A 12,320-nucleotide genomic window follows, 5' to 3' on the forward strand; every position below is an offset into this window, starting at 1 on the left:
AACTCTCGACCTCAACCTTGGCAAGGTTGCGCTCTACCAACTGAGCTACTCCCGCATTTGGAGTCAAACATTCTAACAGCTCGCTATGGTTATTGCCAGTGCTACTTGCAACAACCTCCAGCTTTGCAACTGGAGCGGGAGAAGAGTCTCGAACTCTCGACCTCAACCTTGGCAAGGTTGCGCTCTACCAACTGAGCTACTCCCGCGTCGCTGTCATCAACAACAGGCCAGCATTATAGAGGATCTGGACGGGCTGTCAATGGCAAAAACTTTGTCGAACAAAAAATATTGAAAACCGTTTATTCGGTTAGCTCGGCATTTGCCCAGCTTTACAGGTGACCGCCCTTTTCCTTGATCATCGGCCACGCCAGGCGCATGTAGTAGAACATCGACCACACGGTCAGCACCGCCGCCACTTCGAGGAAACGTGCGCCCCAGAACTGGGTGTCGATGGCGCCGAACAGTACATCGTGGTACAGCAGCAGCGGGATCGCGGCCATTTGCGCGGTGGTCTTGATCTTGCCGATCGAACTGACCGCCACCGATTTCGAGGCGCCGATCTGCGCCATCCATTCGCGCAGCGCCGAGATGGCGATTTCGCGGCCGATGATCACGAATGCGATCACGGCGTTGGCGCGGTCCAGTTGCACCAGCACGATCAGGGCGCCGGCCACCATCAGCTTGTCGGCGACCGGATCGAGGAAAGCGCCGAAGGCAGACGTCTGGTTCCAGCGGCGGGCCAGGAAGCCATCGAACCAGTCCGTCACGGCCGCGATGATGAACACCAGCGTGGCGGCCAGATTCTGGTCAGCGACCGGCAGCACTGAAGTCGGCAGGTAGTAGACGCCCACCACCAGCGGAATGAGCGCCACGCGCAACCAGGTCAACAGAATCGGAATATTGAAGGGCATAAACTTGCTAAATAAGAACGGCCAAAGGAATGGTGGAAATGCGCCGCTAGTCTACCTTGCCATCATGTATTAAACCAGCACGTTTGCCCTTCGTCAGTGCAACTGCTTGTAAATCTCCTCGGCTAGCGCGCTGGAAATACCCTCTACCTGCTTCAGATCTTCCACGCTCGCGTTGACCACGCCACGCAGTCCGCCGAAGCGCGCCAACAAGCGCTGGCGGCGCTTGGCGCCGATGCCTTCGATTTCTTCCAGGCGCGAGGTCTGGCGGGTCTTGGCGCGCTTGGCACGCATGCCGGTAATGGCAAAGCGGTGCGCCTCGTCGCGGATTTGCGCGACCAGCATCAGCGCGGCCGATTCCTTGCCCAACTCCTGCGCCGGGCGGCCATCGACAAACATCAGGGTCTCCAGGCCCACGCGGCGCCCTTCCCCCTTGGCCACGCCGACGATCAGGCTGATATCCAGGCCCAGTTCGGAAAACACCTGGCGAGCCATTTCGATTTGCCCCTTGCCGCCGTCGATCAGCACCACGTCGGGCATCACGCCGTCGCCGTTGGCCACTTTTTCGTAGCGGCGGAACAGCACTTGCCGCATCGCCGCGTAATCGTCGCCGGGGGTGATGTCGTTGATGTTGTAGCGGCGGTATTCGCCGTTCTGCATCTGGTGGTGGTGGAACACCACGCACGAGGCCTGCGTCGCTTCGCCCATGGTGTGGCTGATGTCGAAGCATTCCACCCGCAGGGCGTCGATGTCTTCTGGCTCCAGCGACAGCGCGTCGACCAGCGCGCGCGTGCGCGACTGCTGCGAGCCCTGTTCCGACAGCAGGCGCGCCAGCGAAATCTGCGCGCCCTTCTGCGCCAGTTCCAGCCATTTGCGGCGCTGGTCCTGCGGCTGGAAAATCAGGTTGATGCGGTGGCCGCACTGCTCCTGCAAGGCCTGGATCAGCGCCGGGTGGTCGAACTCGATGTTGAGGATCAGGATGCCGGGGATGAACTTGTCGGCATAGTGCTGGGCCAGGAATGCCGCCAGCACTTCCACTTCGATCGCCTCTTCGGCAATCGCCTCGGCATCGCTGACGTGGGTGGGGAAGTAGGCGCGGTCACCGAGGTGGCGGCCGCCGCGCACCATTGCCAGGTTGACGCAGGCGCGTCCACCCTGCACCAGCACGGCGATGATGTCGACGTCGGCGTCGCCCACGGTTTCCATGCTTTGCTGGTGCAGCACACGCGAGAGCGACTGGATCTGGTTGCGTACTGCTGCCGCCTGCTCGAACTTGAGGTCGGCCGCATACGCGTGCATTTTCGCTTCGAGGTCGGCCAGCACTTCGCTCTGTCGTCCGCGCAGGAAGCGCGCGGCGTTGTCGACATCGAGCTGGTAGTCTTCCTTGCTGATCAGGTCCACGCACGGCCCGCTGCAGCGGCCGATCTGGTTGAGCAGGCACGGCCGCGTGCGGTTGGCGTATACGCTGTCTTCGCAGGTGCGAATCTGGAACACCTTCTGCAAAATCTGCATCGATTCCTTGACCGCCCACGAGCTGGGGAACGGGCCGAAATACTGGTTCTTCTTGTCCACTGCGCCGCGGTAATAGACCATCCGGGGCGAGTCGCCGCCGGTGATCTTCAGGTAAGGGTACGACTTATCGTCGCGGAACAGGATGTTGAAGCGCGGACTGAGCGCCTTGATCAGGTTGTTTTCGAGGATCAGCGCCTCGGCCTCGCTGTGCGTGACCGTGGTTTCCAGGCGCGCGATGCGCTCGACCATCATGGCGATGCGCGGGCTGGCCAGGTTTTTCTGGAAGTAGCTCGACACGCGTTTTTTCAGGTCGCGCGCCTTGCCGACGTAGAGGACCTTGTCCTCGGCGTCGAAGTAGCGGTACACGCCCGGCAGGTTGGGCAGCTTGGCGACGGTGGCCAGCACTTGCTCGCGCGGGTCGGGGGTGGCGGGTACAATGTTGGGGACTACCTGGTCAGTCAATTTTCACCTCTGGCCGCAACTCCGTCTCTGCAGGTAACGGTTCTGCTTATAACAAATATTTTCAAGCCGCCTGTTCGACGATCACGAAGGCTACCGCATATTCCGCTTCGTCGCTCACGGTGACCTGCGTGGTCAGCCGGTGCTTGTCCATGAATTCCTTGAGCACGCCGCTGCACACGATCATCGGCTTGCCACTTGGCGCGTTCAGCATCTGCGCGGCCGGCCAGGTCATCGGCATGCGGATGCCGAGGCCAATGGCCTTGGCAAACGCCTCCTTTGCGGCAAACCGCGTGGCCACGAAACGGATGCCGCGTACCGGGCTCCTGGCCTTGCGCGCCAGGTATTTCTCCATCTCCTGCGGCCCCAGGATCTTCTGCGCGAAGCGGTCGCCGTGGCGCACCAATGCCGCCTCGATGCGCGGAATCATGCAGATGTCGGTACCGATACCGTAAATCATTGACGGCCCAAACGGGTGGACACCATGATCGCCTTCATCTCGCGCACCGCGTTCTCCCAGCCGACGAACACCGAATGCGCGACAATCGCGTGACCGATGTTGAGCTCGGCGATGTCGGGGATGGCCGCAATCGCCTGCACGTTGGTGTAATGCAGGCCGTGGCCGGCATTGACTTTCAGGCCTCTCGAAGCGCCATACAGCACGCCACGGCGTACGCGCTCGAGCTCGGCTTGCTGCTCGGCGCCTTCGGTATCGGCGTAGCGGCCCGTGTGCAGCTCGATCACCGGCGCGCCCACCTCGATGGTGGCATCCATCTGCGCTTCGTCCGCATCGATGAACAGGCTCACGCGGATGCCCTCGGCCTGCAACTGCTTCACTGCCGCCTGCACCGCGTGGAAATTACCGGCCACATCAAGGCCGCCTTCGGTGGTCACTTCGGTACGTTTTTCCGGCACCAGGCACACGTCGGCCGGCTTGATGCGGCAGGCGAAATCGATCATCTCCTGCGTGACAGCCGCTTCCAGGTTCATGCGCGTGAGCAGCTGCGGCGCCAGTGCGATCACGTCGGCATCCTTGATGTGGCGGCGGTCTTCGCGCAGGTGCAGGGTGATGCAGTCGGCGCCAGCCTGCTCGGCCAGCAGCGCGGCGCGGATCGGATCCGGGTATCTGGTGCCGCGCGCGTTGCGCAAGGTGGCCACGTGGTCGATGTTGACGCCGAGGTCGATGATGGTGCCGTTGGGGTGCAGGAAGCTCATTCGTTCTATACCGTTTATAGAGTAATCGGGGTTCTTATAATTGTGACAGATCGACCAGTATCTGTCGGGTATTCAATGGCGCGCCATTCAGGTGGTGCGCCACCAGGAAGCGCATCAGTTGCTTGCTTTGCGACTGCGTGGCGGCGTCCTGGTAATCTTCGCGCTCCATGTCGAGCAGGGTTTTGCCAGCCACGCGCGGCCACGGGTCCGAGGCGCGTTCGGGGCGCGGTCCGCGCTCCGGGTCAACCACGTAGGTCACGCCCGCCTGCACCGGCGCGCGCGTACTGGTGCAACGCCCGAGGTCGGCCGCCACCCCTGTCTCCCTAAGTAAGGCCCGTTCGAATTTTCTCAAGACGATGGTGGCCGGTTCATTGTGAGCGAGCTGGTTGAGGGTGGAAACATAATGGTCGAACAGCGCCGGATGGGCGTCGTCGCGCGCCAGCAGCTTGACCAGCAGTTCGTTCAGGTAAAAGCCGCACAGCAACGCGGTCTTTTCCAGCGGCAGCATGCCGCCGACCCACTCGGCGTCGGTCAGGGTGCGCAGTTCGGATTTTCCTACCCAGCTCGACGACAGCGGCTGGAACGTCTGCAGCACGCCGCGCAGCTGCGAGTGCGGCCGCTTGGCGCCCTTGGCGATCAGCGCCACGCGGCCGAAGTCGCGCGTGAACAAGTCAATGATCAGGCTGGTTTCTTTGTAGGGATAGCTGTGCAGCACGAAGGCCGGCTGGCCGGCCACCTTGGTGCCGATGGTGCGCTCGCGCGACGGCGCTCGAACACGCTTCGATGCCGGCGTGACCGGTACCGTGGTTGCCACGACAGGTGCGGCAAGCGCGTCGGCGCCGGTGTCGGCTGCAGGCACGGCAGCGACGGCAGTTGCAGGCGCCGCCAAGGGCGCCGCAGGTTCCCGGTGACCGGTATCCGGGGCGAGCACCACCCCGCCCTGCGCGTCAGGCGCGGCCTGCTGCGGTGACGCCGGTGCACTTTCGGGCACGACGTCGGGCGTGGTGGAAGACATCGATTTATTCGTAGCCGTAAGCGCGCAGACCTGCTTCGTTATCGGCCCAGCCCGATTTGACCTTGACCCAGATTTCCAGGTACACGGGACCGCCGAACAGCTTTTCCATGTCCAGGCGGGCCTGGGTAGAAACTTCTTTCAGGCGCGCACCCTTGTTACCGATGATCATCGACTTGTGCGTATCGCGCTCGACCAGGATGGCGGCAAACACGCGGCGCAGGTCGCCCTCCTGCTCGAACTGTTCGATCAGCACGGTGCTGGTGTACGGCAGTTCGTCGCCGACAAAGCGGAACAGCTTTTCACGGACGATTTCGGACGCCAGGAATTTCTCGCTGCGGTCGGTGATGTCGTCCGGTCCGAAGATCGGTGAATTTTCCGGCAAGAAACGCTTGATCTCGTTTTGCAGGCCTTCGAGCTGGAAGCGCAGCTTGGCCGATACCGGCACGATCGCAGCGAAATCGAACTTGGCGGCGACCTGCTGGGCGAACGGCAGCAGCACGGCCTTGTCCTTCACGCGGTCGGACTTGTTGATCACCAAGACCACCGGCACTTCCTTCGGCAGCAGGTCCATCACTTGCTGGTCGGCCGGGCCGAAGGTGCCCGCCTCGATCACGTACAGGATCAGGTCCGACGAGATCAGGGTGTTGGTCACCGTTTTGTTGAGCGTCTTGTTCAGCGCGTTCGAGTGGCGGGTTTGAAAACCCGGGGTATCGACGTAAATGAACTGGGCATCTTCATAGGTCATGATGCCGGTGATGCGGTGGCGCGTGGTTTGCGCCTTGCGCGAGGTGATGCTGACCTTGGCGCCAATGAGCGTATTCATCAGGGTCGATTTGCCCACGTTGGGGCGGCCGACGATGGCAATATAGCCACAGCGGAAATTGGCGGGGGTCGTTTCGGTCGTCATGATCGTTTCTTTTAGTTCGTTACTTGTTGGCTGCCTGGGCCGATGGTGCAGCGTCTGCGTCGTCATCGGTTTGCACAGTGGCGATGCCGGCCAGCTTGAGCTGGGCGGCGCGCGGCTTGGCCTTGCGCACTGCGGCCGGGGTCTTGAGCAGCGCCTGCTGCGCCGCTTCCAGCGCCAGCTTGGCGGCGGCTTGCTCACCGGCGCGGCGGCTGCCGCCACGGCCGAACAGCTGGATGCCCAGCTTGGGAATCTGGCACTCGATCTCGAATTCCTGGCTATGGGCGGCGCCGTGGGTGGCCACCACATTGTACAGCGGCAGCGAAATCTTCCGGCTTTGCAGGAATTCCTGCAACAGGGTCTTGGCGTCCTTGCCCAGCGTTTGCGGGTCCACCGTGTCGAGGATCGGGATGTAGAAGGCGCGGATTGCCTCGGCGGCCGGGTTGAAGCCGCCATCGAGGAAGATTGCGCCCAGGATCGCTTCGAGCGTGTCGGCCAGGATCGACGGCCGGCGGAAGCCACCCGATTTCAGCTCGCCCTCGCCCAGGCGCAGGAACTGCGACAGCTCGAGCTTCTGGGCGATCTCGAACAGCGACTGCTGCTTGACCAGGTTGGCGCGCAGGCGCGACAGGTCGCCCTCGTCGATGGTGGTGTAGCGTTCGTACAGGATGGTGGCGACCACGCAGTTGAGCACGGAGTCGCCGAGGAACTCGAGACGTTCGTTATGCAAGCTGCTATGGCTACGGTGGGTCAAGGCCTGCTGGAGCAGGCCGGCATCCTGGAACGTGTAGCCTAGACGGGTTTGCAATAACTGAAGATTCATTGGTTCGTTTTCTGGTTTTTAATGAGGTTTGGCGGCTGCGGCGGAAGTGCCGGTGGTGCCCTGGTATTCCAGCAGCAGGCTGGCCGGTCCGACCAGCGGGATTTTCTTTTCGTAGGCGAAGCTGACCTCGACGCCCTTGCCCTCGCCTTCGCGCTCGATGGTCAGGTCGCTGCCGGAAATGGCGGTGATGTAGGCCACTGTCGCGTTGGCGTCGAAGGCCTTGCGGATCTCGAGCGGTGAATTGCCACCGGCGGCCTTGGCCGTCACGATGGCATTTTTCACCGCCCGGTATTCCGTGTACGTGGGCAATATCTTGAGGGCCAGTACGGCCACGATGCCCAGCACGGCCAGGACCAGGATCAACCCGGTCAGGGAAACGCCGTTTTGCCGATGTGTTCGCATTTCAGCTCTCCCTGTATGGCCCTCGGGCCGATGTGTGTTACTTGATGCTGCCGATACGCTTCAGGTTGCCCAGGTTCATCCAGACGAAGAATGCCTTGCCGACGATATTCTTGTCCGGAACAAAGCCCCAATAGCGGCTGTCGGTGCTGTTGTCGCGGTTGTCGCCCATCATGAAGTAATGACCGGCAGGCACCGTGCACGTAAAGCTGTCGTACGTGTACGTGCACGACTCTTGCCGCATCGGGAAATCCATCACTTGCGGCAGACTCAGCGTTGGCGCGTTCTCGAAGTTGAGAATGCGATGGGTAACGCCGGTCAGCGCTTCCTGGTACTGCTTGTTATAACGCAATTGCTGCTGTTCATCGCCACCGAGGTAGTCGGGCAAAGCCGTATACTTTACTGCGACACCGTTCACGGTCAGGCGCTTGTTCTCGTACGTGATCTTATCACCAGGTACGCCGATCACGCGCTTGATGTAATCCTGGGTCATGTCCAGCGGATACTTGAACACCATCACATCGCCGCGCTGCGGATCGTTGATCTGGATAACTTTCTTGTTCAGTATCGGCAGGCGGATGCCATAGGTGAACTTGTTCACCAGGATCAGGTCGCCCACTTCCAGGGTCGGCACCATCGACGACGATGGAATCTTGAACGGCTCGTACAGGAACGAACGCAGTACGAACACCAGCGCGATCACCGGGAAGAAGCTGCCCGAGTATTCCACCCAGGTGGGCTGGCGCAGGATGCTCGCTTCGAGCGCGGCGCGGTTGACGTTGTTGTCGGCCTGGTAGCCGTCGGCGGTCAGCTTGGCAGCCCGGGCGTCGTACTCGGCCAGCGCGCGGTTGGCGGCGGCGCGGCGCTGCTTGGCCAATACGAACACATCGAGGCACCAGATCACACCCGTGATCACCATCAGCACGAACAGGATCAGCGCGAAGTTACCCAAAATCACTTGCATGCTCATTTATCATCCACTTGTAAGATTGCCAGGAATGCCTCTTGTGGAATCTCGACCGAGCCCACTTGCTTCATGCGTTTTTTACCGGCCTTCTGCTTCTCGAGCAGTTTCTTTTTACGGCTGATGTCGCCACCGTAGCACTTGGCCAGCACGTTCTTGCGCAGCGCCTTGACGTTTTCACGCGAGATCACGTTGACACCGATGGCCGCTTGAATCGCCACGTCGAACATCTGGCGCGGGATCAGTTCGCGCATCTTGGCAGCGACCTGGCGGCCGCGATAGGCACTGTTCGAGCGGTGCACGATGATCGCCAGCGCATCGACCTTCTCGCTGTTGATCAGCATGTCCACTTTGACGACGTCGGACGCGCGGTATTCCTTGAACTCGTAGTCCATCGACGCGTAACCGCGCGAGGTCGATTTCAATTTATCGAAGAAGTCGAGCACGATCTCGCCCATCGGCATTTCGTACACCAGTTTGACCTGGCGGCCGTGGTAGCTCATGTCCATCTGCACGCCACGCTTGCCGATACACAGCGTGATCACCGAACCGACATACTCTTGCGGCATGTACAGGTTGACGGTGACGATCGGTTCGCGGATCTCGTTGATCTTGGTCGGCTCGGGCATGCGCGATGGATTGTCCACCTTGACGATGCTGTTGTCGCGCATCACCACTTCGTACACCACGGTCGGCGCGGTGGTGATCAGGTCCATGTCGAACTCGCGCTCGAGACGTTCCTGCACGATTTCCATGTGCAGCAGGCCCAGGAAGCCGCAGCGGAAGCCGAAGCCCAGCGCCTGCGATACTTCCGGCTCGTACATCAGCGCGGCGTCGTTCAGTTTCAGCTTTTCCAGCGAGTCGCGCAGCGCGTCGTACTGGTTCGCTTCCACCGGGAACAGGCCGGCAAACACTTGCGGCTGCACTTCCTTGAAGCCGGGCAGCGGCGCTGGCGCCGGACGGTTGGCCAGGGTGACCGTATCGCCCACCTTGGCAACCTTCAGTTCCTTGATGCCGGCGATGATGAAACCCACCTGGCCGGCCGACAGCTGCGGCAGCGACAGCGAACGCGGCGCAAAAATGCCCACGTCTTCCACCAGCTGCACCGAGTCGGTGGCCATCAGCTTGATCTTGTCTTTTGGTTTGAGGGTACCGTTGATCACGCGCACCAGCATCACCACGCCCACGTAGGCGTCGTACCACGAGTCGACGATCAGCGCCTGCAGCGGCGCGTCCGGATCGCCCTTTGGCGGTGGTACCTTGGCGATGATCGATTCGATCACGTCTTCCACGCCCAGGCCGGTCTTGGCCGAGCAATGGACGGCGTCGCCCGCTTCGATGCCGATCACGTCTTCGATCTCGGCGATCGCGGTCGGCGGATCGGCGTTCGGCAAGTCGATTTTATTGAGGACCGGCACCACTTCCACGCCCAGGTCGAGCGCGGTGTAGCAGTTGGCCACGGTTTGCGCTTCCACGCCCTGCGAGGCATCGACGACCAGCAGCGCGCCTTCGCACGCCGACAGCGAGCGCGAGACTTCGTACGAGAAGTCGACGTGGCCGGGGGTGTCGATCAGGTTCAGGTTGTAGATCTGGCCGTCGCGTGCCTTGTATTTCAGGGCCGCGGTCTGGGCCTTGATGGTGATGCCGCGCTCGCGCTCCAGGTCCATCGAATCGAGCACCTGCGCCTCCATCTCGCGGTCGGACAAGCCGCCGCAAAGCTGGATGATGCGGTCGGCCAGGGTCGATTTACCGTGGTCGATGTGGGCGATGATGGAGAAATTGCGTATGTTGTTCATTAACAAATAATCAAAAAACAGGTCGAAACGACGGGGGCGCGCATCGATAAAACACGGCGCGCAATACAAAAAGCGCTCAAAGCTGGGCATGATTGCCCTGGCGAGCGCCTTGGGATGCCAAATGGAACACCCGGCATTTTACCGGATTTCAGAGTGGAAAGGCCGACTTATGCGAAGTGCGGTCTTTTCGCCAAGATTTTTAACTATTTGGCAAGCAGCGCCGCGATTTTGCCTTCGTCGAGGTGGTAATGGCACAGCTCGGGGCCGGCCAGGTCGGCAAACAGCACTGGCACCAGTTCGTCGTAGCGGGCCAGCAACTCCTGGTTGCCGGCCTGGTCGATGTCGATCACATCCACCGTGAAGGTCGTACCCGGCGGTTGCAAACGCAGCAGCGCGTCGTGCATGTCCTGGCACAGGTGGCAATAGTTACGGGAGTAAAGGGTGAAGTGCATGGCAGTCTAGCTGCCACCGCCCGCGCGGGCAGGCGGTGGCAATTTTACTTATTTGGCCTGCTCACTCGGACGCAGCGAAATGAACTGCGTCTGATCACCACGGCGCACCAGCACCACCGAACGCTTCTTCGGATCGAGCTTGGTCACCAGCGCATTGAACTGCTTGGCGTCCTTGATTGCGACATTATTCAACTGCAGCAGGATATCGCCTTCGTCGAGACCAGCCGCCTCGGCCACGCCATCGACATCGGCCACCACCACGCCGCCATCGACGCCGATCTCTTTACGCTTGTCCGCTGGCAGGTCGGTGACGACCAGGCCCAGCGCGTTGGACTTGGCCTGCTCCGGTTCGGCCTTGCCGCCCTTGCCTTTGCCGGTCGCGCCCTTGCCGGCCTTGTCGGCATCCATTTCCACCACGTTGACCGGCAGGTCCAGCTGCTGGCCCTTGCGCCACACGGTAATGGTAGCCTTGCTGCCGATGGCGGTGCCGCCGACGATGCGCGGCAGGTCCGACGAGCGGGTAATGGTCGCGCCGTTGAATTTCAGGATGATGTCGCCCGGCTTGACGCCGGCCTTGTCGGCCGGACCATCCGGCTCGACCATGGCCACGCCTGCACCCTCGGCATTTTTCAGGCCCAGCGACTCGGCCACTTCCTTGTTCACTTCGGAAATCTGTACGCCGATGCGGCCACGGGTGACCTTGCCGTTCTTCTTGAGCTGCTCGGAGACGCGGATCGCTTCGTCGATCGGCACCGCGAACGAAATGCCGTTATAGGCGCCGGACAGGGTGGCGATCTGCGAGTTGATGCCGATGACTTCGCCGCGCATATTGATCAGCGGGCCACCCGAGTTGCCGGGGTTGACGGCCACGTCGCTTTGAATCAGCGCCAGGTAGTCGCCGGTGTCGCGCTGCTTGGCCGAGATGATGCCGGCAGTGACGGTGTTTTCCAGGTTGAACGGCGAGCCGATGGCGATCACCCATTCGCCCACGCGGATCTTGTCGGAGTCGCCCATCAGCAGGAACGGCAGTTTGTCGCCTTCGATTTTCAGCACAGCAACGTCGGTGCGGGCATCGGCGCCCAGCACCTTGGCCTTGAATTCGCGCTTGTCGGTGAGGGTGACGAAGACTTCGTCGGCGCCTTCCACCACGTGGGCATTGGTCATCACGTAGCCATCGGCCGACAGGATGAAACCGGAGCCGACGCCACGCGGCACCGGCTCTTCCGGTACCGGCTTGCGGCCTGGTGCATTCTTGCGGCCCTGGCCTTGCGGCGGCACCGGCATGGCGCCGCCGAAGAAGCGGCGCATGAACTCGGCCATTTCGTCTTCGCCGATCTCGCCGCGGCCGCCCTGCTTGACCAGCTCGGTGGTGCGGATATTGACCACGGCCGGGCCGACGCGGTCGACCAGGTTGGCGAAGTCGGGCAAGCCCGTCACCATGCCGGTCACCGGCGCGGCAGCCACCGCCGGGCTCATGCCCAGCACCGCAGGCGACATCCAAACGCTTGCGCTGACCAGCAGCGCGGAGAGAGTTTTACTACCGGTAGATAAACTATTTTCGAAATTATTTTTGAAATTATTTTTCATGGGATATCGTTCTCTAAAAGTTCTGGAATGCAGGCAGCACACGTCGCGGTTCGATGCGTGCCCCATGAGGCTAGCACATGGGAGCATAAAAGTCCCACACGCGGGACACCAGGCAATTATACGAGCAGGACGACAGAAAACGGCTTAAGGGAGAATTACGTGGGCGGTGGATTGATCCTGGCCCTGCGCGTTGGCGGTGGTGGCGGCGGTGGTGGTGGTGGCGCCGTTGGTGGTCGAGCCACTGCCAGCGGAGGCGGCAGCAGCGGCGCCGGTGGCATTGGCGGGG

The 12,320-nt window shown here is 61.5% G+C and carries 12 protein-coding genes and 1 tRNA gene; all 13 read right to left on the minus strand.

Going from position 1 to position 12,320, the window contains the following annotated elements; genetic code table 11:
- Positions 1-130 precede the first annotated feature (130 nt).
- Positions 131-206 (minus strand) — tRNA-Gly (locus DUPY_RS02565).
- A 123-nt stretch (positions 207-329) separates the two neighbouring features.
- Positions 330-911, minus strand: coding sequence for a CDP-diacylglycerol--glycerol-3-phosphate 3-phosphatidyltransferase (pgsA, locus tag DUPY_RS02570; RefSeq protein ID WP_019920154.1), 582 nt, complete (start codon positions 909-911; stop codon positions 330-332).
- Positions 912-1,004: 93 nt separating this feature from the next.
- A complete protein-coding gene (uvrC, locus tag DUPY_RS02575; protein ID WP_141749396.1) occupies positions 1,005-2,858 on the minus strand; it encodes an excinuclease ABC subunit UvrC in 1,854 nt (617 codons plus the stop codon).
- Between the two features lie 85 nt (positions 2,859-2,943).
- Positions 2,944-3,339: a holo-ACP synthase gene (gene acpS / locus DUPY_RS02580; RefSeq protein WP_070246131.1), complete on the minus strand. Its 396-nt coding sequence runs from the start codon at positions 3,337-3,339 to the stop codon at positions 2,944-2,946.
- Complete coding sequence (gene pdxJ, locus DUPY_RS02585) at positions 3,336-4,094, minus strand: pyridoxine 5'-phosphate synthase (protein ID WP_070246132.1); 759 nt, start codon at positions 4,092-4,094, stop codon at positions 3,336-3,338. The genes acpS and pdxJ overlap by 4 nt, the downstream gene beginning before the upstream one ends.
- 34 nt (positions 4,095-4,128) lie before the next feature.
- Positions 4,129-5,109, minus strand: a complete 981-nt coding sequence (recO, locus tag DUPY_RS02590) for a DNA repair protein RecO (RefSeq protein ID WP_070246133.1) — start codon at positions 5,107-5,109, stop codon at positions 4,129-4,131.
- A 4-nt stretch (positions 5,110-5,113) separates the two neighbouring features.
- Positions 5,114-6,016, minus strand: coding sequence for a GTPase Era (era, locus tag DUPY_RS02595; protein ID WP_070246134.1), 903 nt, complete (start codon positions 6,014-6,016; stop codon positions 5,114-5,116).
- 19 nt (positions 6,017-6,035) lie between these two features.
- Complete coding sequence (gene rnc, locus DUPY_RS02600) at positions 6,036-6,836, minus strand: ribonuclease III (protein ID WP_070246135.1); 801 nt, start codon at positions 6,834-6,836, stop codon at positions 6,036-6,038.
- Positions 6,837-6,854: 18 nt separating this feature from the next.
- Positions 6,855-7,238 (minus strand): DUF4845 domain-containing protein, encoded by a 384-nt coding sequence (locus DUPY_RS02605; RefSeq protein ID WP_070246136.1) that lies wholly within the window; start codon positions 7,236-7,238, stop codon positions 6,855-6,857.
- Positions 7,239-7,275: 37 nt separating this feature from the next.
- Entirely contained in the window at positions 7,276-8,205 is a 930-nt protein-coding gene (gene lepB / locus DUPY_RS02610) for a signal peptidase I (protein ID WP_070246137.1), read from the minus strand.
- Complete coding sequence (gene lepA, locus DUPY_RS02615) at positions 8,202-9,995, minus strand: translation elongation factor 4 (RefSeq protein ID WP_070246140.1); 1,794 nt, start codon at positions 9,993-9,995, stop codon at positions 8,202-8,204. Before lepA ends, lepB begins: the two co-directional genes overlap by 4 nt.
- 203 nt (positions 9,996-10,198) lie before the next feature.
- Entirely contained in the window at positions 10,199-10,447 is a 249-nt protein-coding gene (locus tag DUPY_RS02620; protein WP_070246138.1) for a glutaredoxin family protein, read from the minus strand.
- A gap of 48 nt (positions 10,448-10,495) precedes the next feature.
- Complete coding sequence (locus DUPY_RS02625; RefSeq protein ID WP_070246139.1) at positions 10,496-11,944, minus strand: Do family serine endopeptidase; 1,449 nt, start codon at positions 11,942-11,944, stop codon at positions 10,496-10,498.
- Between the last annotated feature and the right edge of the window lie 376 nt (positions 11,945-12,320).

The organism is Duganella phyllosphaerae (assembly GCF_001758785.1).
Classification (GTDB): domain Bacteria; phylum Pseudomonadota; class Gammaproteobacteria; order Burkholderiales; family Burkholderiaceae_D; genus Rugamonas; species Rugamonas phyllosphaerae.